General features: G+C 61.5%; 19 protein-coding genes and 7 pseudogenes. 7 read left to right on the top strand and 19 right to left on the bottom strand.

The window, feature by feature from the left end; all coding sequences use genetic code 11:
* Nucleotides 1-341: 341 nt before the first annotated feature.
* The gene (locus HN018_RS27645) at nt 342-611 is read right to left on the bottom strand and encodes an HU family DNA-binding protein (protein ID WP_171836869.1); all 270 of its coding nucleotides are present in this window, start codon (nt 609-611) and stop codon (nt 342-344) included.
* A 314-nt stretch (nt 612-925) separates the two neighbouring features.
* Here HN018_RS27645 and HN018_RS29000 point away from each other — a divergent pair.
* Nucleotides 926-1,060: pseudogene (locus HN018_RS29000) on the top strand (SOS response-associated peptidase); the annotation flags it as partial.
* A gap of 135 nt (nt 1,061-1,195) precedes the next feature.
* Here the strand turns inward: HN018_RS29000 and istB are convergent.
* From istB to HN018_RS27620, 5 genes and pseudogenes are all read right to left on the bottom strand, one after another.
* Nucleotides 1,196-1,975 (bottom strand): annotated as a pseudogene (gene istB / locus HN018_RS27640) (IS21-like element helper ATPase IstB).
* Nucleotides 1,976-1,985: 10 nt separating this feature from the next.
* Nucleotides 1,986-3,524: pseudogene (gene istA / locus HN018_RS27635) on the bottom strand (IS21 family transposase).
* A gap of 891 nt (nt 3,525-4,415) precedes the next feature.
* Nucleotides 4,416-5,431 (bottom strand): annotated as a pseudogene (locus HN018_RS27630) (IS110 family RNA-guided transposase).
* Between the two features lie 340 nt (nt 5,432-5,771).
* Nucleotides 5,772-6,200, bottom strand: coding sequence for a RidA family protein (locus tag HN018_RS27625; RefSeq protein WP_171836868.1), 429 nt, complete (start codon nt 6,198-6,200; stop codon nt 5,772-5,774).
* A 39-nt stretch (nt 6,201-6,239) separates the two neighbouring features.
* Complete coding sequence (locus HN018_RS27620; RefSeq protein WP_171836867.1) at nt 6,240-6,788, bottom strand: carboxymuconolactone decarboxylase family protein; 549 nt, start codon at nt 6,786-6,788, stop codon at nt 6,240-6,242.
* Between the two features lie 104 nt (nt 6,789-6,892).
* On the opposite strand from HN018_RS27620, the gene HN018_RS27615 reads away from it, so the two are divergent.
* Nucleotides 6,893-7,831, top strand: coding sequence for a LysR family transcriptional regulator (locus tag HN018_RS27615; protein WP_171836866.1), 939 nt, complete (start codon nt 6,893-6,895; stop codon nt 7,829-7,831).
* Nucleotides 7,832-7,971: 140 nt separating this feature from the next.
* Nucleotides 7,972-8,724 (top strand): annotated as a pseudogene (locus HN018_RS28995) (DDE-type integrase/transposase/recombinase); the annotation flags it as partial.
* Nucleotides 8,725-8,870: 146 nt separating this feature from the next.
* Here HN018_RS28995 and HN018_RS27605 read toward each other — a convergent pair.
* The 4 genes from HN018_RS27605 to HN018_RS27590 form a co-directional block, all read right to left on the bottom strand.
* Nucleotides 8,871-10,334 carry an NAD-dependent succinate-semialdehyde dehydrogenase gene (locus tag HN018_RS27605; RefSeq protein ID WP_171836863.1) on the bottom strand — a complete coding sequence of 488 codons (1,464 nt, stop codon included), beginning with the start codon at nt 10,332-10,334 and terminating at the stop codon, nt 8,871-8,873.
* 63 nt (nt 10,335-10,397) lie between these two features.
* A complete protein-coding gene (locus tag HN018_RS27600; RefSeq protein WP_171836862.1) occupies nt 10,398-11,849 on the bottom strand; it encodes an aldehyde dehydrogenase family protein in 1,452 nt (483 codons plus the stop codon).
* 44 nt (nt 11,850-11,893) lie between these two features.
* The gene (locus HN018_RS27595) at nt 11,894-13,051 is read right to left on the bottom strand and encodes an iron-containing alcohol dehydrogenase (protein ID WP_171836861.1); all 1,158 of its coding nucleotides are present in this window, start codon (nt 13,049-13,051) and stop codon (nt 11,894-11,896) included.
* 73 nt (nt 13,052-13,124) lie between these two features.
* Nucleotides 13,125-13,997: a haloalkane dehalogenase gene (locus tag HN018_RS27590; RefSeq protein WP_171836860.1), complete on the bottom strand. Its 873-nt coding sequence runs from the start codon at nt 13,995-13,997 to the stop codon at nt 13,125-13,127.
* Between the two features lie 279 nt (nt 13,998-14,276).
* Here HN018_RS27590 and HN018_RS27585 point away from each other — a divergent pair, with 279 nt between their 5' ends.
* Nucleotides 14,277-15,242, top strand: a complete 966-nt coding sequence (locus tag HN018_RS27585; RefSeq protein WP_172443616.1) for a sugar-binding transcriptional regulator — start codon at nt 14,277-14,279, stop codon at nt 15,240-15,242.
* 41 nt (nt 15,243-15,283) lie between these two features.
* Here HN018_RS27585 and dhaL read toward each other — a convergent pair whose 3' ends face one another.
* From dhaL to HN018_RS27570, 3 genes are all read right to left on the bottom strand, one after another.
* Nucleotides 15,284-15,925, bottom strand: coding sequence for a dihydroxyacetone kinase subunit DhaL (gene dhaL, locus HN018_RS27580; RefSeq protein WP_408886858.1), 642 nt, complete (start codon nt 15,923-15,925; stop codon nt 15,284-15,286).
* Between the two features lie 10 nt (nt 15,926-15,935).
* Nucleotides 15,936-16,925, bottom strand: coding sequence for a dihydroxyacetone kinase subunit DhaK (locus HN018_RS27575; protein WP_171836857.1), 990 nt, complete (start codon nt 16,923-16,925; stop codon nt 15,936-15,938).
* Nucleotides 16,926-16,990: 65 nt separating this feature from the next.
* Entirely contained in the window at nt 16,991-17,992 is a 1,002-nt protein-coding gene (locus tag HN018_RS27570; RefSeq protein ID WP_171836856.1) for a hypothetical protein, read from the bottom strand.
* 232 nt (nt 17,993-18,224) lie between these two features.
* On the opposite strand from HN018_RS27570, the gene HN018_RS27565 reads away from it, so the two are divergent.
* Nucleotides 18,225-18,995 carry an SDR family NAD(P)-dependent oxidoreductase gene (locus HN018_RS27565; protein ID WP_171836855.1) on the top strand — a complete coding sequence of 257 codons (771 nt, stop codon included), beginning with the start codon at nt 18,225-18,227 and terminating at the stop codon, nt 18,993-18,995.
* Here the strand turns inward: HN018_RS27565 and HN018_RS27560 are convergent.
* Nucleotides 18,909-19,340, bottom strand: coding sequence for a transposase (locus HN018_RS27560; protein ID WP_171836854.1), 432 nt, complete (start codon nt 19,338-19,340; stop codon nt 18,909-18,911). The two genes, HN018_RS27565 and HN018_RS27560, sit on opposite strands and share 87 nt — an antisense overlap.
* Nucleotides 19,341-19,452: 112 nt before the next feature.
* On the opposite strand from HN018_RS27560, the pseudogene HN018_RS27555 reads away from it, so the two are divergent.
* Nucleotides 19,453-19,713, top strand: a pseudogene (locus tag HN018_RS27555) (DDE-type integrase/transposase/recombinase); the annotation flags it as partial.
* Between the two features lie 77 nt (nt 19,714-19,790).
* Here HN018_RS27555 and HN018_RS27550 read toward each other — a convergent pair.
* Nucleotides 19,791-20,465, bottom strand: a pseudogene (locus tag HN018_RS27550) (IS6 family transposase).
* Nucleotides 20,466-20,677: 212 nt separating this feature from the next.
* On the opposite strand from HN018_RS27550, the gene HN018_RS27545 reads away from it, so the two are divergent.
* Nucleotides 20,678-21,064 carry an amidase family protein gene (locus HN018_RS27545; RefSeq protein ID WP_239479481.1) on the top strand — a complete coding sequence of 129 codons (387 nt, stop codon included), beginning with the start codon at nt 20,678-20,680 and terminating at the stop codon, nt 21,062-21,064.
* Between the two features lie 214 nt (nt 21,065-21,278).
* Here HN018_RS27545 and HN018_RS27540 read toward each other — a convergent pair whose 3' ends face one another.
* From HN018_RS27540 to HN018_RS27525, 4 genes are all read right to left on the bottom strand, one after another.
* The gene (locus HN018_RS27540; RefSeq protein ID WP_171836852.1) at nt 21,279-22,100 is read right to left on the bottom strand and encodes a helix-turn-helix domain-containing protein; all 822 of its coding nucleotides are present in this window, start codon (nt 22,098-22,100) and stop codon (nt 21,279-21,281) included.
* A gap of 58 nt (nt 22,101-22,158) precedes the next feature.
* Nucleotides 22,159-22,719, bottom strand: coding sequence for a carboxymuconolactone decarboxylase family protein (locus HN018_RS27535; RefSeq protein WP_171836851.1), 561 nt, complete (start codon nt 22,717-22,719; stop codon nt 22,159-22,161).
* 251 nt (nt 22,720-22,970) lie between these two features.
* On the bottom strand, nt 22,971-23,816 hold the full coding sequence (locus HN018_RS27530; protein ID WP_171836850.1) for a segregation/condensation protein A: 846 nt from the start codon (nt 23,814-23,816) through the stop codon (nt 22,971-22,973).
* The gene (locus HN018_RS27525) at nt 23,809-24,411 is read right to left on the bottom strand and encodes a hypothetical protein (RefSeq protein ID WP_171836849.1); all 603 of its coding nucleotides are present in this window, start codon (nt 24,409-24,411) and stop codon (nt 23,809-23,811) included. Before HN018_RS27525 ends, HN018_RS27530 begins: the two co-directional genes overlap by 8 nt.
* Nucleotides 24,412-24,416: the final 5 nt, after the last annotated feature.

The following is a 24,416-nucleotide window of genomic DNA, read 5'->3' as shown; positions in this document are numbered from 1 at the left end:
TTTAATATCAAATGTGTTTGACAACATTTAAACGACGGAAAGCTCTCGCTTTAGCAGCCTCAGCAACAGTCTTTCGCCGTTCAGCTGCCAAAAGCTCCACCCAGGCCCGAGTGACCCGACTTTCTTCAATTATAGCCTGGCCGCGTTCGATTAAGCCTGCTTCCTTATTTTTGTCGTCAAAATGGAACACGCTAGGCACTCGCTGAAACTCAGTCAGTAAGCCTACATGTTAAACAGAACCGCTATTCACGAGAGCTTGGGCCGGTCATCACATTAGGCTTGTGACCGCGGCGCTACACATGCAGGCTCTGCGCTCGTCAGAGAAGCATGCGCGGGCGATACTAGATCGCCTTTTTAAGGTTCGGGCTTGCTTTGAACCGCACTGTCTTGCCGGCTTTCACCTTGACTGCCTCTCCGGTGCGTGGGTTCAACGTCTTACGGGCCTTCGTCTTGACAACCCTGAATGTGCCAAAGGATGGCAGTGTAAACCCGCCTTCCTTCTTCATCTCGTGGACGATGGCCGTGATGAGGTCCTCTGCGGCCTGGTTGGCCGCAACACCAGTGCAGTTGAGGCTGTCCTGCAGCACGGCGGTGATGAAGGCTTTGCTCATGAACGGTATCCGATCGCGGAGGGCACTGTAGATATCGAATACGATTTGGAAACTATGCTGAGTTTTTAGGCAACCCACTAGCGCGTCTTTATCTATCACCGTGGCATAAGCATCAGTTCCATCGGTCCAGGTGAGATATGCAGTATCCGTGTCCCCCAGCGTTCCTCCGAAAATCATCGGCCGGCTGCCGGATTTGCAGCGAACGACTTGTCCAATTGAAAATCTCGCCATACTCATTCCAAACTTGCGACGCTGTCTCAAAACACATCGCATGTCTTGATGTCGCATGAAACTCTAATTAAGGGAGCAGGCATATCTGTAACCTCTACAGCAGTATGACGGGGCAGGCGGCTCTCAGCGCCGCCTTCAAGATGGTCTTCGACAGCACTGGCAACCTGCCGCCCTTGCCGGGGATCTTCCCGGACTACCCGGCGCCGATCGTGCGGAATAGCCCAGCTGCGCATTCCGACGATTGCAGCCACCGATTCCGATTGAAACCAGCCATCTGTTCCGGTCGAAGCCAGCCGGGCATTCCGATGATCCCAGCCGGGTAGAGTTGCGTGTCGCGAGCGGGTGAAGTTGGGCTACTGAATGACGGCTTCGTCAAGCTTGGCTTTCGCGGCTTTCAGCTTTCGCATGCTCTCTCCTTTCAGTTCGAGACGGTGTGCACCGTGCACCAGCCTGTCCAGCACGGCATCAGCGATGGTGGGGTTGCCGATGTGCTCGTGCCACAGCTCCACGGGCACCTGGCTGGTGATGATGGTGGAGGCCTGGTCATGCCGGTCATCAACGATTTCCATCAGGTCGCGCCGCTGTTCAGCGGTCAGCGGAATGATCGCCTTGAGCGTCACTTGCGCTCAAGCGTCGAGGATCAGCAGCTGCACCCGCGCGAGGCTTTTCAGCATGCGGCCATAGCGTCCGTCGCCGCGGGCGATGCCGAGTGCCTCCAGCAGCCGCGGCACACGCTGATACAGCACGGAGGGGTTGTCGCGGCAGGCACGATGCCCGAGAGCGCAGGATAACCAGGTTTTTCCCGTGCCAGTCGGCCCCGTAACCAGCAGATCCTGATGGCGTTCGATCCATTCGCCGCCCGTGAGCTTTTGGAACAGCGCGCGGTCAAGACCACGAGCGGCGCGATGGTCGACATCTTCCGGGGTCGCCTGCTGGCGCAGGCCGGCAAACCTCAGCCGTGTCGCCAGCCGCTTGGTGTCGCGCTCCAGCGCCTCACGCTCGACCAGCATGGCCAGGCGGTCCTCGAAGCCGAGATCGGCGGCATCGGCGTGCCGGCGCTGCTCCTCGAGTGCTCTGGCCATGCCGGCGAGGCCGAGCTCGCGCAGGCGGTCCGTGGTGGGGTGGGTCAGCATGGGGATCTCCTCAATGGTAATAGCCGCTGCCGTGGATGTTCTCGTGCTGGACGGGCAGCTCGTCGGGCACGGGTTCGGGGCGGTAGGCCCGGTCGAGGCCGCGGCACAGGATCGACTGCACCGATCCATAGGTCCGGGCGCCGATATTCAGGCCGCGCTGACAGGCCGTCTCCAGCCGCTCGGGGCCATAGCTGCGAACGAGGCGCAGGATGCCCAGGTAGGCGCGGAAACCCTGCTCGGGATGCGGCTTGGCGGCCAGGATGAGCTCGACCAGCGCGATGGTGGACGAGCCGATCGCCTCAGCCTCACGGAGCAGCCGGGTCGGCGTCCATTCGGCGTGGCGCCGATGGGAGCTCGGCATATGCTCGGCGATCGTGGTGTGCCGATGCTGCCGTGGATTGCGGACGTGGCAAGCCACGCGGTTGTTCTGGTGGAACAGCTCGATGGTCTGGTCGGTGACGCGGGCCTCGATCACCTCGCGCGTCAGGCGATAGGGCACTGAGTAGAAATGGCCATACACCTCGACGTGGTAGTCCAGCCCTGCTCGGCAGCGTCGCCATTCCGCGTAGGCATACGGATCAACAGGCATGGGCAGCAGAGCGTCGCGCTCGATCGCCTCGAACAGCGCGCGGCGGGTGGTGCCAAGATGGCGCATGGGCCGGTTGTTCAGGTCGGCGATCAACTCGCGGATCGCGCCGTTCAGCTCTGGCAAGGAGAAGAACCAACGGTTGCGTAGCCGGGCCAGCACCCAGCGTTGAACGACTTGGACGGCAACCTCGACTTTGGCCTTGTCGCGGGGCTTGCGCACCCGGGCCGGCAGGATCGCGGTGCCGTAGTGGGTCGCCATGTCCTGGTAGGTGCGGCTGATCCCCGGCTCGTAGCGGCTGGCCGCGGTGACGCCGGCTTTAAGATTGTCGCAGACGATCTGTCGCGCGGCGCCGCCAAGGCTGGCGAACGCGCCGACGTGGCAACCGATTAAATCAGGCAGCGACTGCGTCCACCGCGCTTCCGCGTAGGTGAAATTGGATGCACCCAGCACCGCCACGAAGACGTGCGCCCGCCTGACCTCGCCCGTGGCACCGTCGATCACCTCGGCTGTCTGGCCGGCTTAATCAACAAACATGCGCTCGCCGGCTGGATGGGTCTGCCGCATCGTCGGCGACAGTCGGCCGCGCCAACTGGCATGCAGATCACAGAAACGGCTGTAGCCATACCCATCCGGTTGCCCAGCTCGATACTCTTCCCAGAGCAGCATCAGGGTCACGCCGGGGCGGCGGAGCTCGCCGTGTATGCGTGCCCAGTCGGGCTGTGGCCGTCCCGGCTCGGATGTGAACGGCGGGGTGAACAGCTTGCGCTCCAGCGCCACGTCGTCGAGCGCCGCCGGCACCGGCCAGGTGATGCCAACCACGCCGGCACGGCGCAGGTACTCGGCCACAGTGTAGCGGCTGACGCCCACGATGGTGGCGATCTGATGCCCGCTATGGCCGCAGACGTGTTTGAGGCGGAGGACTTCTCGAACCTGACGCATTGGCAGTCTCTGGCCTGGCATGGCGCTCCCCGATCATTGGAGAGCCACCGTGCCGTCGGTGGATGACTGCTCGCGAACCGCGCCACCCCAAGCCCCCTCAGGGGTGGCTGGAATGCATCGGAATCAGTGGCTGGCTTCCGTCGGAATCAGTGGCTGGAATGGATCGGAATCGCCGGCTGCTTTGCGTCGGAATACGCAGTTATTGCCGCGACCTGCAATACAAGCCTCCCTATGTCGGCCTTCAAATTGTATTTCCTTCGGATGCCCGACGGCTGCCGCGACATGACGCCCGCAGCTGTGCTTGGGCTCGCGACTTGTGGAATGGCTGTACTTCACGCGGAGGTGGCGGCCCGCTTTCCCCAACGTATGGCGACATCGTTTGGGTCATCCAAGCCGGTTTAGGCGTTGCCCTCCTCATGCTGACCGGCACGGGTTCGTTCGCCAACTTCCAAAATACGCTTACGCCTTCGGCGCGGCAGCATACTACGAGTTGGACGAGAGGTGATTTTGGACTTGATGGGCCTACGCAACTCGTGTGCTCAGAGCGCTTTCGCAGCTGTCCCATTAGGCTCGATTCAGGCTTCCGGAACCTCGCCCCTCGCGGGGTCTAGACCCATTTGGAGCAGAGCTGGTCTTAACTGCACTTTCGGTTCCGCTGATTCTGTAATGGGCCTTTGGTCGTCAACCCTTAAGTGGGTCCAGTCGCCGGTTTCGTGCTTCTGTCCGTGGTCGGCGCGAGACCGCCACTTCATGCTGTCAGAGGGAGTGGCGGAGCAATCTACCGGGCGTAGTCTCAGGATCTCTCCCAGTCACTGCAGCGGAACCTGCTTCACCATCTCCGCGTCCCGGCGACTGGACATCGTGGGAGCTGAGCCTCGTTGGCCCTGCTCCGAACTGTCTGCCTCCTTGGCGTTATGCGGCTGCTGCCGCGGCTGGGTCCTTGCCCCAGACGAACTCCGTCCCGTCCGCCCAGATCCGATGCAGCACGGTGGCGAGCTTGCGTGCCAGCGCCACCTTCGCCCTCCGCATGCCCCGCCGCTTGGCGACGTCGAGCGCCCAGCGCTTGAACGTGCTGAATCTGGTCGCTCGCGTCAGCAATGCGTTGGCTACGTCGTGCAACGCTGTTTTCACGCTGGCGTCGCCGACTTTCGTGACGGCGCCAGTGGCGTCCATCTCGCCGGATTAGTAGCGCTTGGGCGTCAAGCCGCAGAAGGCGCCGACCGATTCGATTTGGCAAATCGTGCCGGGTCATCGACGCCAGCGCGATAGGTCAGCGACACTAGGGCACCGACACTTGGCACCGTCATCAGCTGCCAACAGACCCTGTCCTCCTTGACGATCGCCAGGACCTCGCGGTGCAACTTGGCGAACTCGCGCCAGAGCGTCTCCCGCGCTGTCAGCATCGGCTTAGCAATCCGTTCCAGCATCGTGTGGCCGCTGACCAGCTCCCGGATGCGGATCGCCAATCGGCCGCGGCTCACCTTGCCAACCTTGAGGCCGAAGCCGCGTAGCAGCCCACGCAAGGGTTGCATCTGCTTGCGCGCAGCGAGGAGTACCCGGACGTGCTGGGACGGGACCGATTTACGATGCACCGGACGATACCATCTCATGCGTAGGAGTTGCGCAATCTCACAGGCGTCACGGCGGTCGGTCTTAATTGCCATCGCCGATAGTGCCGCTTTGACGTGACGCGTCTCGAGCAGGATCGTCTCGAAGCCCGCCGCCTGAAGCCCGTCATACAGCCACTGCGACAACGGTCCTGCCTCAAAGCCAACGCGGACGGTGGTAACCCCGAGGCTGCGCAGGAACGCGACCAGTGCCTCCGGTTCACTTGCGACTTTCGCTTCTCGAACGACCTTTCCGGTCACATCCAGCACGCACAGGCTGCTCAACTCCAGTGATACGTCGATCCAACCATGATGTTCCATGACCGCCCTCCTGATGGACGGACCCGAGCTGCTCAGGTCCGTGTTGTGCCACCATTTTGGAAGAGACCCGCTCCGGATGTCAGCCACGGTGCAAGCTCATTACGGCATCTACCGGACCCCCGTCCTCCAGGGGATGGTCCGAAAAATTGCTCAACATAGATCGTGGCCGGGGCTGCCAGGCGCTGGGTGCGCAGCGCGTCGAAGGGCGCTGCGCTCCCCTCCGCGTTCAGCTGCGGCGGGAGACCCCGCTTCGCCCGTGCCTTGTTGGACGTCACGAGTGGTGGCTTGTTCTGGATCGCAGCTCGCAGTCCCGCTACGTGGGCGATGCGCGTCTTTCCACTCATGGTTTGTCCTTAATGGTGTTGTGGGCCTGTGCGGCCGGGCGAGCCATGGCGATCACTTCGACCTCAATCTTCCACGCGGGGTTCATGAGGCCCTTGACGTACATGATAGTGGATGCCGGCCGATGAGTGGCGAAATGCTTTGCACGGGCCTGCGGCACGGAACGTCCAGTATCGGGCTCAATCAGAAACGTGGTGAGTTTGATAATGGCATCTGGTCCGATGCTCTTTGCCGCTAGAACGGCGACAATGTTCGCGAACACCAGATCCGCCTGCTCCGCGAGGGTAACTGGCGCCTTTCCATCCAGTCCGGTCGGCACTTGGCCCGACAAAAAGATCAGCCCAGCCCCGGGAGGCACCTCTACCGAATGGCTGTAAGCGCCCTGCGGCGGGGCGATGGCGGCCGGGTTATCGAATTGCAAGGTCATCGTCCGTCTCCCTGATGGTATCCTTGGCAGCAGGCCCGTTCAGGCGGCGGCTGCCTTCGCGCCCTGGAAGGGGAAGTCGATCTCGGGGCGGGCCACGTTGTTAACCAGGTTATTCAAGAGGCTCAGGGCCACAACGGCGACGATCTCCAGCACCTGTGCCTCACTGAATCCTGCTGCGTTCACCGCCGCAATCTCGGCATCACCCACTCGCCCTCGGCTCTCAGCAACCGCCACGGCGAAGCGCACGGCCGCATCAGCCTTCGAGTCTGAGGAGCCGCCCTGACGGTTCAGCATTATCTCTTCTACCGTCAGCTTCGCCATATTGACACCCACGTAGGTGTGCGCCGCGAGGCAATAGCCACATTTGTTCGCCGCAGATATCGCAAGGGCAATCCGCTCGCGCGTCTTCACGTCGAGTGTCCTAGACAGCGCCGCCGAAAACCCCGTCATGGCCACCAGGACGGCCGGACTGATCGAGGCTGTATGGAACATGTTGGGCACGAACCCGAGCTGCTTGCCAATCGCGTCCAGGATCGGGCGGGACGCCTCCGGGATGGTGTAGGGAGCAGGAAGTGCGATACGTGGCATGAGGCGTCCTTTGCGCAAAAGGTATTGAAAAGAGTGGCCCCTTCCGTTGTTCAGGACAATTACGCAATACTGCAAATGAATGTTTTAAAGATTGGAACAATATATTGGACCTCCTGGACGCGATGTCGGCCTTTGTCGCGACTGCTGAGGCGAGAAGCCTCTCTGCAGCGGGGAAGCGGCTGGGCCTATCGCTGCCGACAATCAGCCGCAAATTGTCGGAGCTTGAAGCCCATCTTGGCACGCCCCTGCTGGTCCGCTCGACCCGAAAGCTGGCGCTGACCCCGGTGGGCACGGCCTACCTCTCAGCCGCCCGGGGAATCCTCGACGACGTGCTGGCCGCTGGTCGCACTGCGGCGGGCGAGCACGCGGCCGTCCGGGGGGAACTAGTAGTGTCGGCCCCAATCATGCTCGGCCGTATGCACGTGCTGCCGGTGGTGCACGAATATCTCGCGGCCTTTCCGGATGTACGGGTGCGACTCATGCTTACAGACCGCAACGCCGACCTGATCGACGATGGTGTCGATGTCGCCGTTCGGATTGGGGTGCTGGCCGATAGCGCTCTGTTGGCTGTACGTGTGGGTATGGTCGGCCGGGTGGTGTGCGGCAGCCCAGGCTACCTCGCTCGGGCGGACAAAGTTCGCACTCCTGGCGACCTGCAGCGGATTGGTTGCATCACGTTCGACTGCCTGGACAGGCCGTCGGTATGGAGCTTCGTCAGTCCTGGGTCGGGAATGAGTATAGACGTACCGATATGCCCCCGGCTGTCGGTTAACACGGCCGAGGCGGCCATCGATGCCGCTGTTGCCGGTGTGGGCCTGACACAAGTAGCCTCCTACCAAGTCGCCCTGGCCGTAAGGGCGGGCGCGCTACGGGTCGTGCTGAAGGAATTTGAAGCCGCGCCACTACCGGTGAACCTGCTCCATGCAGGCCACGCGAACCTGCCACTGAAAACTCGGGCCTTCCTGGACTTGGCAGCTGCGACGCTTCGGCCCGCCTTGTCCGGCCCCGCGAAGGGTTCATCCGAATTAAACCGCTCCGACTAGCACTACAGTAAACGCAGAATGCAACTATAGTGCTAAGTTGTTTGGTTGCGGAATATTGTTGGGATCCGGTAGGGTTGGCGATGCAGGACTATGCCTACAGGTTTAACCGCCTTGCCGCTGTAACCGGACACAGGTGACGCATGCCGCAGATCCATCCGCAAGCCTGTACCACACCCGCCACCCGTATTGAGATCGCCCGATCCACGGAGCCGAGTAGCACTGTGGCCAGGCGCTACGGCATCAGCGCCGAAACGATACGCAAGTGGCGCAAGCGAGGTGCCGCTGACTGCCTCGATCACTCGACGCGCCCGCACCGACTTCCCTGGAAGGCGACTGATGAAGAGCGTGCAATCGTCTGCACCATGCGACGTGATACCAACTTTCCTCTGGATGATCTGACTTTCGTCGTCTGCCACTTCCTGCCACACCTCAATCGCGACAGTATCTGGCGTATCCTCAAGGCGGCCGCTCTCAATCGCAGACCTAAGCCCTCATCTGAACAGCCCACCAAAGGCTATGGAACGTCCCGAATACGACCTTGGCTTCGTGCATATTGACATTGAGCATCTGCCAAAGCTTCAGACGAATATGCCGAAAGACACAAACGGTATCTCTATGTGGCTATCGATCGATGCTCACCCTCGGTTAATCTAGCCGTCAAGGATAACGAAACCGAAAAGGGCGCCATCGCCTTCCTCCGCGAAGCGGCCACTGCTTTTCCCTTTTCGCTCACCCACGTCCTGACCGATAACGGCAGCAGCTTCACGCCGGCCTTCGCAAAGGTATGCGCGAGCCTAGGCGCGCACTATCGCCATACCAAGCCGCGAACGCCACAAACCAATGCCATGGTGGAGCGCTTCAACGGCCGCATTAGCAGCGAGGCATTGGGCGTCATTGGCGTTAAAACAGACCAGAAAGTCGCACGCTATGCAACATAGCCACCGCCTGCCGGTGCGCATAGATCTATGACGAGTTTCGCACGTATCCCGGACCTGACTTGACATGTGGGTGTGCTCGTCCACGGCTTGTCGAGACGCGTCTACAGGCCACCTACACTAAGATATTTAAGGTTGAGATACTCCGTGATACCGTTGCTAGATCCCTCACGGCCAATCCCGCTATCCTTGATGCCGCCGAAGGGTGCTACCTCGGTCGTGATAAGGCCATCATTGATGCCGATCATGCCAGTCTGGAGCACTCGCGCGACGCGGAACGCGCGTGCAAGATTTGTGGTGTAGAAATAGGCAGCCAGACCATATTCGGTCGCGTTGGCCGCATCAATAGCCTCTTGCTCGTCACGGAAGCGGAACAGTGCCGAGAGCGGCCCGAAGGTCTCTTCACGAGCGACTAACATATCGTTGGATGCATCTGTGATGACGGTCGGCTCGTAAAAGGTGCCCCCCAGCTCGTGACGCTTGCCCCCCACCAGGACCTTACCTCCCTTCGCCACGGCGTCCTCGACATGGATTGCGACCTTCCGGACAGTGGCCTCGTTGATGAGCGGTCCCTGCTGGACCCCGGTCTCGAACCCATCGCCGACCTTGAGCGTGCGCACACGCTCGGCCAAGCGCGCCGCGAAAGCGTCGTGGATCCCGTGCTGTACGTAGAAGCGGTTTACGCAGACGCAGGTCTGGCCGGAGTTGCGATACTTGGCAGCAATCGCGCCATCGACCGCGCGATCTAGATCGGCATCGTCAAACACGATGAAGGGGGCATTCCCGCCCAATTCCATTGACAGCTTCTTCATCGTCGCGGCCGACTGCTGGTATAACAGCTTTCCGACACGGGTCGAGCCGGTAAAAGTGAGCTTACGGACCAGGGGATTTGCGGTCATCTCGCCCCCGATCGTCGCCGCATCCCCGGTCACCACGTTGACGACGCCGGCCGGGACGCCAGACTTCTCAGCAAGAACTGCCCACAGGAGGCCACAGAACGGCGTCAGATCCGCCGGCTTTACGACCACGGTGCATCCGGCCGCCAACGCCGGCGCGATCTTTCGCGAAAGCATCAGGAACGGAAAGTTCCATGGCGAGATTGCGGCAACGACCCCGACCGGCTCACGCGTGACCAGGATTTGGCGTCCTTTCCAAGGAGAGGGAATGATCTCGCCGTTGACTCGGCGGGCCTCCTCAGCGAACCATTGGACGTAGTTGGCGCCGAGAAGAATTTCGCCGCGTGCCTCGGCAAGCGGTTTGCCCTGCTCGATCGTGAGCATAGACGCCAGCAGATCGGCATTGCTTCGGATGATGGTCGCCATTTGAGACAACGCGCCGGCCCGCTCTTCGGCCGTGGTAGTGGACCAAGTTGCGAAGGCGCCCTGGGCCGCGTCGATCGCCGCCCTAGTCTCGGCAGCGCCGGACCAGGCGATCGTGCCGACCACCTGTCCGGTCGCCGGGTTGGCGACCTCGTGGCTCTCACCGCTGTCGGCACCTAGCCACGCTCCTCCGATCGCGTTGTCTTCCCTCAGCCAGCCGTCAGTCCTGAGCGTTTGCAGAATATCCATTTCCGGCAACTCCCCTTGCACCTTGCTTCAACCGATTGGGCGTCCGCGCACCATCTTGCTTGGCTACTTGTGGACCAGCACGGTCTTTGCATTGGTAAAAAGCAGGCGCCCCTCCCTGCCATGCTCGGTTCCGAGCCCGGATTGCTTGTGGCCGCCGAAGGGGATGTCCACGCCCTGGGTGTGGATCTCGTTAACCCATACCATGCCCGTCTCCAGCCTGTTGGCGACGGCCACCGCCGCGCGGGTGTCGCGGCCCCAGACCGAGCCTCCGAGCCCAAAAGGAGTGTCGTTGGCACGGCCTATGGCATCCTCGACGTCATCATACATGACAATCGGTACGATCGGGGCGAACTGCTCTTCCTGCACGATCCTGGCAGCCTCGGGTGGGTTGTCGATCACCGTGACGGGAATGAAGTAGCCCGGACGGCGCTCGTCGATCTCGCCGCCGAGGGCAATCTTCTGACCGTTGGCCTTGATGTCGTCGAGGAGGGTCTTGACCTTTTCGAACTGCATCTTGTTTTGCACGGGACCGATCGTGACATCCGGATCGAGGCCGTCGCCCATCTTCTGTTGCTTTGCATAGTCGACGAACGCCGCAACGAACTCCTCGTGCACGGAGCGGTGGACGTAGAGGCGCTTGATGCCGACACACCACTGTCCCGAATTGCCGACCGCTCCCCAAAACAGCTGCGGAATGATCGATTTCCAGTCAGCATCGGGCAGTACGATCGCCGCGTCGTTCCCGCCCATCTCCAGGGTCAGACGCTTGACCGTGTCGGCGGTCGAGCGGATCACCTCCTTACCCGTCGCGGTCGAGCCGGTGAAGCTGATCTTCGCGAGGTCAGGGTGAGCCGTCATTTGTGTGCCCAGCTCATTCCCACCCGAAACGACAGAAAGCACGCCGGGCGGCAGCACGCCCTGAGCGATCTCGCCGAAGCGCAGCGTCGAGAGCGGCGTGAACGGCGACGGCTTTATGACGATGGTGTTGCCGGTGATCAGCGCCGGCGCCACCTTCCACAGGGCCAGCACGACCGGGAAATTCCATGGCGTTATCGCACCGACTACGCCCAGCGGCGGATGGTGCAGCTCGACACAATGCGTATCGGTCTCCTCTACGATCTCGATCGGAACGCGCCGCGCCGCGATCTGGCGGATGTAGGAGATCGATTGATCGATTTCCGGCTCGGCTCCGGTCTTAAGCGGCTTGCCCTGTTCCGCGGTCAGAAGACGGGCTAACTCGTCGCGGCTCTTTTCAAGGGCATCCGCATAAGCGTTCAGATACGTCTCACGCTCGTCATAGCCGAGAGTCGACCAGCTCTTGAACGCGGTCTTGGCCGCAGCGATTGCCTCGTCGAGCTGTGCCGGGCTTGCTGCGGGCGCCTTCGCCAGAATCTCACCCGTTGCGGGGTTGAAGACGTCGAAGCTATACTTCGCTTCGACCAGCTTGCCGGCAATGCTGAGATAATAGGGGCCGTCGAAGATACGGGCTAGCTTTTCGGTAGTGGCGGTCGACATGACGGTTGTTCTCCAGTGTTGCGTTTCGGAAGTGTCTCGGGCGATCAACTGTACGCTGCACGGTAGATCCGCAGGGCGTCCTCGCGCGTGACGGGACGGGGATTGTTCACGAGCAGACGGGTCTGTTGCATGGCTTCGTCGGCCATGCTTTCGAGGCTTCCTTCCGGGATCCCGACAGCTTCGAGCGTCGTGGGAAGCCCGACGTCTCCTATGAGGGCGACCAGCGCCTCGATCAGCGCCAGACCCCGCTCGGCGTGCGGCACGGTGGCGAGGTCGGGAAAAGCGTCGGCCGCGATCGCGGCATAGTCCTCGGTCGCGTTCGGTAGATTAAACCGCAGAACATGCGGTAGGACGAGCGCGTTCGAGAGACCGTGCGGGATGTGGAACTGTCCGCCGATCGGATAGGATAGTGCGTGCACGGCCGCGACCGGAGAGTTCGCGAACGCCTGCCCGGCCAGCAACGACCCGAGAAGCATCGAGGCACGGGCATCGATCAGGGTTCCGTCCGCGACGACGCGACGCAAATTGGTGCCCAGGAGGCGCAGCGCTTGTCTCGCCAGACCCTGCGAAACCGGGTTCCTGTTGGGCGATGCCGAGGCGAAGGCCTCAATTGCATGGACCATTGCGTCGAGGCCAGTCATCGCGGTCACCGCTGGCGGCAGTCCGATCGTCAGCTCCGCGTCCAGAATCGCGATGTCGGGAAGCAGGTGCTGGGAGATCACGCCCTTTTTGACGCCATCGGCGGTGATGATCGCGATCGGCGTCACCTCCGAGCCGGTGCCGGCCGTTGTAGGGACGAGCATTAGGGGAAGCCGAGGCCCGGTAGCCACATGCATTCCGTAGACCTGATCGAGCGTCTGACCGCTCCCGGCGATCAGCGCCACGACCTTGGCGACATCCATCGCCGAGCCCCCGCCAAAGCCGACGATACCTGTCGCCGGAAAGTCCACCGCCAGCGCGACGGCCGCATGGATGTTATCCTCCGGCGGATCGGCGAAGACGCCGTCGAAGACCGCGAAATCAGCCCCGGCAGCCGAGAGGCAGGCGATAAATGGGTCGAGCAGCCCGAGCCGACGGATCGACGCGTCGGTCACGACGAGCACTCGGCTGCCGAGCGACAACGCCAGTTTGGCGGGAAGCTTCGCAGCCAGTCCCGGTGCTACGTGAATTGCCTGAACGGTATGAAACGTGAATGATTGCACTGCTATCCACTCGTCTTTCCCTAATCAGGGCCATTCGCATCGACTCTGTCGAACACTATCGCGGCGATTAGTTTTAGCGGAGCGTCAGAAGCCACTGTGTGATCTCCTGTCCGATAATATCGGCGTGGTTCTCCTGGAGAAAGTGCTCGCCGGCACCGAGAGCGACCGAGCGGCAATTGCGGAGATGCTCCGCATACCAAGCACCACGCTCGGCCGGGATAAGCGCGCCCGGCTCAACCCAGAAAAACAGTTTCGACACATCGTTACCGAGCAGCCAGTTATGATAGGCGGTCGCCATCGCCCAGACGTCGACGGGTAGACCCGCGATCGGCAACTCGTTGGGAAAGCGATAGACTGGTTCGCGATGGGCGGGATCGAGAAATGGTGCTCGATAGACCTCCATGACTTCCTCGGACAGGCCGCCGACGACATCTCCGGGCAGCGTCTGCTCGACGAAGCCGTTCTCGTCGACGACCATCTTGCGACCCTGCACCGGGTCTCGGAAGCAGCGGAAAGCCTGGGCGACCTTCGGGAGCATGTCTCCCCAGGTCGGGATCGGCGGGATGAACTCCATCAACACGAGGCCTCGGACACGCTTTTCGTGCCGCCGCGCCCAGTCCAGCCCCAGCGCCGAACCCCAATCGTGCAGAACCAACACGACGTCTTCGATGGAGAGCGCTTCGATAAACGACTCGAAGTAGCGTGCGTGATCCTCTACGCGATAGGCGATATCCGGTTTGTCCGAATAGCCGAATCCGATCAAATCGGCGGCTATGCAGCGCGCGTGCGGCGCGACGTGCGGAATTACATCGCGCCATAAATAAGACGACGTCGGATTGCCGTGCTGGAACAGGACGACTGGCTTTTTATGATGACCACCGGTATCAACATAGGCGATCTTCGAGCCGAGCACCTCGACATATTTCATGTCACGATGATCAACCATGATTTTACTCCCAGAGGGCTTCAGGCAAGTCGATGACGTCTACATGCTTACATGAGCCTGGATCCGCCGATCGGCGGGCGTCAGTTGTGCTCACGCCATGCGAATGCATACCGTGTGAGTTTACATACGCACGGCGGACTTACAAGTGTAAAGACTCGAACCTTGTGTCTTAAACCCTGTGGTTGGTGGTCGAGCCGTGCAATCTGATATGCCATATCAAGTCACTACTCCGGCGGACCGATCGCCGGACAATCGAAGTTAGAGAACGTTCACGAGAGGATGATCATGCTCAGAGGTAAGGAGATCAGTGACCGGCAGCTTTCCGAGGTCATCTGGATGTACTACATCGATGACCTCAGCCAGGGTGAGATCGCCAAGAAGTTGTCGGTCTCGCGTCCTACGGTTCTTTCCTACCTGAAACAGGCGAAGGAACGCCGGCTGTTTGAGATCCGTCTGCAGCCCGGACATTTCAAGGTTCACCAGTTGTCGAGCAAGTTGAGGACGCGCTTCAAGCTCACGGACGTCCATATTGTCGACGAGCCCGATCTGGCGGGTGGAGACCTGTTGAAGGCGGTGTGCACGGCAGCAGGCTACGTGTTGGCCGACAGCCTCCGTCCAGGCGATCAGCTCGGCGTTTCATGCGGTGAAACGGTTTCTCTGGTGTCCAAGTTCATGCCGGTCCATACGGTCGAAAACGTGGTTGTCCGACAGTTGATCGGATCGCTGGCCAACCCGGTCGTTCAGTCGGCCGAGGCCTGTACTCTCGAGATCGCCCGCAAGCTATCGGGCCATTGTGTGACATTGGTCGCACCAGCCATCTGCAGCAACGCTGATCTTGCGACTGCCCTGAAACGAGAGCCAATCATCCAGCAGCAGCTCGCGGAACTGAGGCAATGCAACAAGGCGGTTCTGTCCCTGAGCCCGTGTGATCTATCGATGGCCGCATACACGCTTGGCGTGTCATCAACACAGGCCATCGGCGATTACCGCGCGAGAGGCGCTGTCGGCAGCATGGCCATGCGGTTCATGAACGCTGCCGGCCAACCGGTCCTCGGCATTCTCGATGATCGAATGATCGGAATCACGCTGATCGAGTTGAAGGAGATCGCCGATATCCTGCTGGTTGTCTGCGGTTTGGAGAAGGTGGTCCCGACCCTGGCTGCGCTCAGGGGCGGCTCGATCAACCGTCTGGTCATCGACCATGCCGCTGCGACAAGCCTCCTGGCCAAGGACGCAGAGACGTAAGCACGCCCACCTCCCAGGTGGATTGCCATGCATCGCCATCATTATGGTGCGACGCTGCCCGATCCAGCTGCCGCACACGCGAAAGACCGCAGGAATAAGGACAGGGTCAAAGCGCCCGGGTCGATGAAGCCGATCGCTCGCTCCCCCAAACCCTTGGCCTTCCCCGTTGTCGCGACCATGGCTTTCGTCGCCTCCAGTCCCGCTTCGGCGGCTGCTGCTGCGCTGTAGGCCACTTCGGCGAAGACGCTGGTGCGCTCGGAGGCGACGAGCGCTGCCCCGGCAGCCGGGGCGAGCGCATCGACCATAGTCTTGTCTCCAACGTTCGCCTTTCCACGCGCCCTCACAGCTTCGAGGCCGCTTACCAGGGCCGCGGCCAAACCTTTACCGTCGAGGACGGTTCCGGTGACCGGTTTCGCGGCACCCATGAACAGCGTGCCGAAAATCACGCCTGACGCGCCCCCGCTCGTCATCATGATCGCCTGCCCGGCTGCCTTCAGCATCGCCGGCACGTCCGGGTAGGAGTTGATCTCCAGGACGTCGCGGAACGCCTTAAAGCCGCGCGCCATTCCCAGTCCGTGGTCGCCGTCGCCGATCGCCTGATCGGCCTTCGTCAGCATGTCCTGGCTGTCGATGACGGTCTGTGCGGCTGCTATGAGGGCAATGCGCAGGTCTTGCAAGCTCAAGCCGGTCATATCATGGCCTCAAGAAGGTTTCATTCTTGCAAGCTACTGCAAGTAGGTGTTCGATTTCGTCGTCGAGGCGGAGCATAGCGATTGAGAAACCAGCCATCTCCTGCGTGGTGACATAGGGGCCGATCCAGGTGTCGACGACCGTGACGCCAATACCTTCTAGAACTTCGTGAACACGCCGGTTGACGATGAGCAGCTCCATCATCGTCGTCGCACCGGAATCGTTAACGAGAAGGGCGACCCGATGGCCGCGCGACAGGGCGAAGTCGTCAATCAGGCGTTCAAGCATGAGTTCGACCAGCTTGTCGGCCGGCATGACCTTGCGGGTCTCAATGCCTCTCTCACCATGTCCGCCTGCGCCGATCTCAATCTCATCATCGGCGATCGAAAATGTCGGCTCGCCGGTCTCAGGCAGCGAGCCTGGCCGAAAGGCGACGCTAAGAGACCTCGTCTCGTTGCGCGCCCTTGTGGTGATGGCGCAGGCCGCGTCAAGGTCACGCCCCGAGGCACAGGCGGCGCCCGCGATCTTGACGAGAAAGAAGATTCCGGCCATGCCACGACGCCCTGCCGAAACGGGTAGCGCGATGTCGTCCATCGCGCGGACGGTCATAGTCCTTATGCCGAGATCTTCCGCCATCTCTGCGGCTACGTCGAAGTTCATGTTGTCACCGGCGAAGTTCGCATAGGCTAGTAACACGCCCTGGCCGCGATCAATCGCCCGCATCCCCGCCAGGATGGTATTCGGAGTAGGTGCGGCGAATACGTTGCCGACCGCCACGGCGTCGGCATAGCCAGGTCCCACGAACTGCGCGTACATCGGCTCGTGCCCGCTTCCGCCGCCGATCAGCAGCATCGGCCGGCCTTCGTCGAGTTCCATCCGCAAGATCACGCGTGACTTGGGCTCGCTTCTCACTCGACCGTGCGAAGCAAAGACGATGCCTTGGATCACTTCGTCGACAATGTCTTCGGGATCGTTGATCGCCTTCTTAAGCATTGCTTCGTCCGCCTTCCTGGTCTAGCCACAATTTCGAATCAGTCATCACGGATCGCAGTCCCGGTCTATTGGTTTGCCGCCTGGCGCAGAGGGCCTGACGACAGCACCAGATCGTCATCGAGCGAGCGATCGGCTTGTCTGCCGCAGTGCCGGAGAGCGTCGTGGTAACCCTTGACGGCATCGACCGGCGTCATCACGCGGTCGGCGACCTTACGGAGGAATCCAATGAAAAGAACCTCATCCTCGGCGAAGTTGATCTTGCGACCGAACAGCGCTACACGTGCACCATATCGTTCGCCTTGCGCTACGAGTTCGAATGCGTCACGGGAGGTGCCGGCGCCGCCGCCGAGGATGCCGACGATGAGCGACGGGTCATGGTGGACAAGCTCATCCAGCGCCCTTGCGCCGTTGAAAACGATCTTGAGGAACTCAGGACGTTCTTCCGATCTCAGTCCGGCCAGGGTGCGCAGGATGCAATCATTGACATAGGCCGAAATGTCGTTGGGCGCGATGCCACATTCGATGTTCGGATTGAATACTTCCAGGAAGTAACGCTGTCCACTGGCGCGCGCACCGCTGCGGAATGCCGCGAATGCCTCCAGCGACCGCAGGTCGTCGTGCAATGAGTTGTTAAATGTAATCGAAAAAAGTGCGAGCGTTTTAAGACTGTCTGTCAGGGACAGGTCGGCTGATTGGTATGGACTTGAGGCCGATGCGCAATAAGTAGCACCGCGGATCCCGCCCCAGACATCGCTCGGGTCGTTAGCTCGATACGCGGGCTGCACGTCGGACCCGTCGAACGCTCCGGACCGATCAAGCTGCTGCAGATTAGACGTCGATAGCAGCATGATATCGATGACATCATCTGCGACGATACGCTCAATCGCCTGCAGGAATTGGGGCCGGGACCGCCATCCTGTCCTGGCACCAAGCGCGTCTCTCGTGGGACCGGTGACGACGACCCCACCGGATAGGTCCGCGTCCTTGGCGTCAGCGATAATGAAGTCGCCCACTTCGTAATCACCGCGCCGGATGCGATTGATTTTACGATCGTATCTCCTGTCCACCGTCCCTCACAAACACCTTGTCGCTTACTTTAAGGATGCCGTTCGACTTGCCGATCCCACCGCGGCACCGGCGAACCTTCTTGACATATGGAAGCGAACCTTGCAAATGTAAAGAAGCCGGAGGGGAAGAAAGTTGTAAGGATTTTCACCTGAACGACCGGCGCTGAATTCATGGTAGATTCAACGATCGCCAGAGCCAGAAAGTGGTCACGGCGACAACAAGGAGAGCTGTGTGATCCTTAATCGCTTCAAGCTCGACGGTAAGGTCGCATTCGTGACGGGAAGCGGACGCGGCATCGGCCTAGAGATCGCCCGCGCGCTCGGTCAGGCCGGTGCGCGGGTCGTCATTTCCGACCTCCGGGTCGACAGCAGCGAAGCCGCCGCCAGCCTTCTGGCGCAGGAAGGCATCGAGGCCATCTCGATACCTTTGGATGTTACCGACTCCGCAGCTGCCAACAGTGTTGCTGGGCGTGTCATCGATCGGTTGGGACGCGTGGACATTCTCGTCAACAACGCTGGTGTCGGTTGCCTGAACAGGTCTCTCGACATCTCCGATGACGAGTGGCGTCGTATGATCGAGATAAACACGAACTCGGTCTTTTGGTGCTCGCGAGCATTCGGGCGGCACATGATCCAGTGTGGCGCCGGCTCGATTGTCAATATCGGCTCGATGTCGGGTATAATCATCAATCGTTCGTTCCTCGCTGCCCATTACATGGCGAGCAAGGCTGGGGTGCATCAGATAACCAAGGCGCTGGCCGTCGAGTGGGCCGAGCACAATGTCCGCGTGAATGCGGTGGCACCCGGCTATACCATGACGGACCAGACGCAAGGGATCCGCGACGATCGGCAGATCCACGAGATGAACATTGACATGACGCCTATGAAACGTTTTGCGGATCCTCGTGAGATTGCGTCAGCCGTCCTGTTTCTGGCGAGTGATGCGGCGAGCTACTGTACAGGGAGCGTGCTGACCGTCGATGGTGGCTATACGTGCTGGTAATAGCGGTGTGCGGCCGCCCGGAAACTCGATCTCGATCAATGCAGGCTTTGCCGCTGCTTTCGGTGTCGGCGGCGGTAGTGGGCGTGATTGGTCGGGTTGTTTCCCGGCAGCACGCAGCTCGTCAACGAGTTGAACCGGAACAAGCCGCAACGCGGATCGTGTCTTTACTACCGCGGCTACCACCCGCTCGCGGCGCCACCGGTAGACAAGGCTTGTGTAGATCCCGTGTCTGGCCGCCAGTTCTCGTATCCGGGTGCCGGGTACGTAGGAGTTCGCAACCACATGCGCGCGAAACGCTGGATCATGGGCCCGACGTCGATCGCTGACGATCTCGATCCGATGCATCGAAGCTGCCTGAGTGGCTGCCACTGTGGCAGCCTCATCTGCTGTGTTCACCATGAGGCTAAGCAGATCGGCATCCGCTTATTCCAGCAAGACGTCACTCGCCGGGCGGATACTTGAGGGCGACAAACCCGGCAAGCGGATGTTCAAGATCTACCCGATCGGCTTTTTCCACGTCGATATTGCCGAGGTGCGTACCGGCGAGGGCAAGCTGTATCTGTTCGTTGCCATCGACCGGACCTTGAAGTTCGCTATCGCGCATCTAGCGCAGACAGCAGACCGACGAAGCGCAGTGGCGTTTTTGGATGCCTTGATCGATGCCGTTCCGTATCGCATCCACACCGTTCTGACCGACAACGGCATCCAGTTCTGCCATCCGCCGCGCTACCGCTCTGGGGGTTCTGTCGCAAACTTTGACGGTGGATGAGGTAGGCGCCGGAACTGCGGAGTGGATTATCCTGCGAGGGAATAAAACTGCTGTGCTGGACGCAACTTTCCTGTGGAGCGCAACTGGCCCTTGCGGATCATATGCATGATCTCGATGCCGGCGAGGGTGACTGCTACCGACCAGAAACGCTTGAAGCCGAGCATCGGCCTGGTCATCCGTTTGACCGCCCGATGGTCCTGTTCAACGATGTTGTTGAGGTATTTGACTTGGCGGGTCTTGATCCCAGCGTCATGCTCGGCGTTGTAGCTGTCGATCGCCGCGATGTTGGAACCGCTCTTGTCGATGGTGATCGTGCGGGGGATCCCATGCCGGCTGGCGGCCTTGCACAGGAAGCGCAGCGCCGCCTTACGGTCGCGCTTAGCGGTCAAAAGGAAGTCCACCGTGGCGCCGGCCGTGTCGACCGCACGATATAGATACTTCCAGGCTCCCTTGATCCGCACGTAGGTCTCGTCCATCCGCCAGCTGTCACCCACCGGGCGCTTGCGTCCAAGGAACGCCTTCTCCAACAGCGGCACATATCTGAGAACCCAGCGATGCAAGGTCGAGTGATCGACCTCCACACCGCGCTCCTGCATCATCTCTTCGATCTGGCGGTAGCTGAGCGGATACGCCACTTACCAGCGCACCCTCCACAGGATCACGTCACGCTCGAAGTGACTGCCCTTGAACTCAATCGCCATCGTCCGCCCAGCCTGAATTGGGCCCTAGATCCTATACCAAACATCAGTAGCGGAAAACTTGCGACAGAACCCGAAGCCGTGCACATCCCGGCCCTGGAACGCGACAACGCCCTCGACATCTTCCTGAAGCTCCACCTCAACGAGATGAAGCCGGCCTTATCGAGGCCACAGCGGGACATCCGGACAGCAACCTCTTCAAGATCGCCAAAGGCATGCTCGCTTCCAGCGAAACGCCAATGGACGCCTTCATCGACGCCACCCAGAGTGCGGAGCGGATGTGTGACGGCTTCGCCGATTACTTCAGCCGTTTCGACGCCTTGCTGACGCCGACGCTGCCGTTGCCTGCACACCGGCACGACCTTTCGGAGCTGATGATTGACGGTCAGACGGTGTCAGCCTTGCAGGTGATGGGTGCCACGACGCCGCTGAACGTCACCGGTCTACCCGGGCTGTCTATCCGGTTTTGCACCAGCTTAGAGGGCTTGCCGATCGGGGTGCAGCTCGTCGCCGCGTGGCATGCGGAGTCCACCATTCTGCATCTTGCCACCGCACTGGAGGCGAGAAGCCCAGTGCGGAACTTGCAGCCGGCGATCGCATAGTCCGCGTCAAAATCCGAAGCGACTCCAGTCTATCAATGGCGTACCTCGTTGCGGGTGCACGCCAAAAAGCTAACACGGGCCAGCGACACGCACATGGATGCTCTTGGCCGGATGCACGGCCTTCGAACGTCAACATGGGCTTGGTCGGCGACCTGCGGCACCTTGCAATCGAGCATTCCCGCACGTCGCGCGACGTGGGCTTCTGGGTAGGTTCTTAGGGTTTGGTCCTTCGGTTGAGTAACGCGACATGCTGCTTCTCAGTCGCTTCGTCGACCGGAAACATGCACTCCACGCGCAGCTCCTGCGCGGCGACCGTCGTGGGCGTGCCGATAGTCGAGATGATCGAGAAGTAGTTGAGGATCATACCCTCCTTCTCGAAGCTCAACGGTATCATCGGGAGAAGCTCGCCCGAGCCTGTGCTCTCATCGCCAGCTCCCCGGTAGGCCCTGAGAGCGTCCAGGAGATCGCGCGTGCGCTCGTCGACGAGGCGGCCGACAGCCTCGCGATACACGCGCGCGATCAGAGCCCGCTCGACCCGGTCCCAATCGCGGATGAATGGGCGCATGCCGGCCGGGTCGAACATCAGGTGCAGAACGTTACGCGGCCCTTTCCGCGCCCGGATGTCAACGAACTGGCTGAAGAAGTTCGGCGCGGCTTCGTTGGTCGCCAGCAAGTTCCAGTACCGGTCCATCAGGATCGCCGGATATGGTTCCTGCTGGCGGAGCATCCGATTGACCGCGCGTGTGATGCTGCGCATCTCCGGCGCGTCCCAGTCACCCTCAGGGTAGACCGGAGCGTACCCGGCTGCGAGCAGGAGGGTGTTTCGATCGCGCAACGGGACGTCGAGCGCTTCGGCTAGGTCGATGACCTTCTGTCGGCCTGGCATACTCCGGCCACTCTCAATGAAGCTGAGATGGCGTTGAGAGAGACCAGCCTCCAGCGCCAGATCAAGCTGGCTTTTGCCGCGAAGCGATCGCCAGCGACGAAGCAGCGAACCGAGTTCCGTAACCGCGTTGCGACGGGGTTCAATCAACATGGAGATATCATCATCCTGTCGGGCGAATGCGATGAGGCATTCGCCCGACGTTGAGGGTTCAGGCGCTCGGAGCGGTCCAGGCGTAGGGCTGGAACTCCGGCTCGAGTGGGGGCTCGGTGACATTGGCCGTGTAGTTCGTAATCGTCGAGGCTGCGACGATCGCGATGACCTCGAGCAGGTGATCCCGGCCGAAACCTTGAGCGAGGAAGACCTGGCCTTCAGCCTCTGTGATGTGACCGCGCTTCTCGATCAGCGTCCTGGCAAGGGTGGACAGGGCGCCAAGCTTCGCCTCAGCGGGCGCCCGGCCATTCCGGATGGCCTCTACATCCTCATTAGCGAGGCCGGCCTGGAGAGCCAGGAAGGAGTGGAAGGCGACGGCCCAGTTCGCCTCGTTAGCCACGGCGTCCGTCAGCAGGACCACCTGGATTTGAGGCTCGGAGAAGCTGCCGCCATGAACTTTTCCGAAGAGCACCACGAGGCTGTCGATGAGAACGGAGGAGGTCGACATAGCACGTGCGATGTTGGGCAGGGTGCCCCCGAAGGCGGCCTGCAACTGCTGCAGCGCAGGGCGGGATGCCACCGGCGCAGTTTCAATGCTCTTTAAAATGAAGTCTTTCATGACTGCGCCTTTGGGTATTCTCAGCACCAGAACTGCCTGGACTGTGCGCAGCGATCTAAACGGTGCACATCATGCTCTCAATTACTGGCGAGGTAATATCGGCCGCGCATGATGGATGCGGCAACGACGTCCACGCTTGTCGCCCTCCGTGGAGCGCCGACGCTCCGTCGGAGATAGCGGTCGCCCCCTCAGCAGCCGCTCCCGCGGGAGAAAATCTCGAAGCGCTTCCACAGATCAGCTAAGCGAGCACTCTAGAATGCGGCCTGCGGCAGGCTGATCCGGATCGGGTCGAACAGGCCGTCCTGATATGCATCGATCTCGCCCTGCTTGGCCATCTCCAGGCACGCCACGAAGGTCCCCGCCAGCGCCCCGCGCGCCTGCTTCGTCCGGTTGCCCCCCTGCCCCGTTTCTGGCTCCAGTGCCGGCAGGAAGATCCCCAACTCACCGCCCAACGGATCTGCCGCCAGCAGCTCGCGGATCCGCGCCAGCGCCTGATCCACCCGCCAGAACTGCATCAGCACCGGCCTGTAGAGCGGCGCCGTCTCCGGACGGCTGCGCGGACCACGCAGCACCACGAGGCAGGCCTCAAGCAGCGCCATCGTGGTCTCGGTGCGGCCCTCCTGTTTCTGCCGTGGCCTGGCAAACACCTCTTGTCCCAGTTGCGGCCTTGCCTCCAGCCAGGTCGCCGCAGCCCGGATGCGGAGCATCTCGCTGAGCCGCAGCTCTTCCGCGGCGGCATCCTGCTCGGCGGTGGCGGCCTCGGCCGGGCTGGCTGGGAACATCAGTCGCGATCGCAGCAGCAGCAGCCGGGCTGCCAGCACCAGCCAGTCCGCGCGTCGTTCCAGGGTCACTCGCCCGGCCAACCTCTGCATCGCCACGACGAACTGGGTGATCAGCTCCAGCGCGGACAGGCGGCCAAGATCGATCTGCTGTCGCTCGGCCAGATCCAGCAGCAGGTCAAGCGGTCCATCGAAGCCGTCGACATGCAGCTCCGGGATGCTCGGCACACGCGGCGGCGTTTCCCAGTTGTCCCAAACAGGGTCGACGTTCATGACGTCGGTGGGTGCCGGCGGGAGGTCGGCCTCATCCTCAGCCATCAGAGGCATCGCCATAGTCTGGTCGAACGTCAAACCTTAGGTTGGGCCAGTCCTGCCGCAGCTGCACGATGGCCCGCCACGGCGTCCAGTCGGCCGACCAGAACTCCCAATCCACCCGGACCGTGCGCTTGCGCCAGCGATCGGCGACCGGGTCCAGCCGGCGCACATGCCGCAGCGGCTGCAGCGCGCCCCAGTGCGTCCACAGCCACAGGCGGCTGGCTGGCGCGTCGTCACCCAGCTGCAGGATGCGGGCCGGGATCGGCACCAGCCGGTGCAGGTCGAGCGGGCAGCCCCCGCCGGGTTGATCCGCGGCCGCCAGCACGCGCTGATGATGGGCCTCCACCTGCGCCCGCAACGCCCGCGCCAGTCCACGTGCCGCCGGGCCGGCCGCGGCGATTGGCGCCAGCAGGCGCAGCTCCTCGTGATCGAGATCGAGATGCCACGGCACTGCCGACGGGCCCTTTGCCTTGAGCTCGAACGCAGCGACGTCGTCGATCGGACCGGCGACGGTCAGGACGTTTCGAAGCCACTCGGTGTGCGCCGGCGCTAGGATGCCATCGGCACCCGTACCTGGGCCGGTCTCGCTGTCGCCCACGGCGC

It is taken from the genome of Lichenicola cladoniae (assembly GCF_013201075.1).
GTDB classification, from domain to species: Bacteria; Pseudomonadota; Alphaproteobacteria; order Acetobacterales; family Acetobacteraceae; genus Lichenicola; species Lichenicola cladoniae.
The sequence above is the reverse complement of the archived record's forward strand: the minus strand, read 5'-3'. Positions and strand labels throughout refer to the sequence as shown.

Bases quoted from the DNA above. Each gene is read 5' to 3' on its own strand.
- HN018_RS27590 (WP_171836860.1), bottom strand. From the start codon at position 13,997: ATGGTTGATCATCGTGACATGAAATATGTCGAGGTGCTCGGCTCGAAG.
- HN018_RS27545 (WP_239479481.1), top strand. From the start codon at position 20,678: ATGCTCGCTTCCAGCGAAACGCCAATGGACGCCTTCATCGACGCCACC.
- HN018_RS27585 (WP_172443616.1), top strand. From the start codon at position 14,277: ATGATCATGCTCAGAGGTAAGGAGATCAGTGACCGGCAGCTTTCCGAG.
- HN018_RS27530 (WP_171836850.1), bottom strand. From the start codon at position 23,816: ATGGCTGAGGATGAGGCCGACCTCCCGCCGGCACCCACCGACGTCATG.
- HN018_RS27540 (WP_171836852.1), bottom strand. From the start codon at position 22,100: ATGTTGATTGAACCCCGTCGCAACGCGGTTACGGAACTCGGTTCGCTG.
- HN018_RS27605 (WP_171836863.1), bottom strand. From the start codon at position 10,334: ATGGATATTCTGCAAACGCTCAGGACTGACGGCTGGCTGAGGGAAGAC.
- HN018_RS27645 (WP_171836869.1), bottom strand. From the start codon at position 611: ATGAGCAAAGCCTTCATCACCGCCGTGCTGCAGGACAGCCTCAACTGC.
- HN018_RS27625 (WP_171836868.1), bottom strand. From the start codon at position 6,200: ATGACCTTGCAATTCGATAACCCGGCCGCCATCGCCCCGCCGCAGGGC.
- HN018_RS27560 (WP_171836854.1), bottom strand. From the start codon at position 19,340: ATGCATCGGATCGAGATCGTCAGCGATCGACGTCGGGCCCATGATCCA.
- HN018_RS27620 (WP_171836867.1), bottom strand. From the start codon at position 6,788: ATGCCACGTATCGCACTTCCTGCTCCCTACACCATCCCGGAGGCGTCC.
- HN018_RS27600 (WP_171836862.1), bottom strand. From the start codon at position 11,849: ATGTCGACCGCCACTACCGAAAAGCTAGCCCGTATCTTCGACGGCCCC.
- HN018_RS27575 (WP_171836857.1), bottom strand. From the start codon at position 16,925: ATGCTTAAGAAGGCGATCAACGATCCCGAAGACATTGTCGACGAAGTG.
- HN018_RS27535 (WP_171836851.1), bottom strand. From the start codon at position 22,719: ATGAAAGACTTCATTTTAAAGAGCATTGAAACTGCGCCGGTGGCATCC.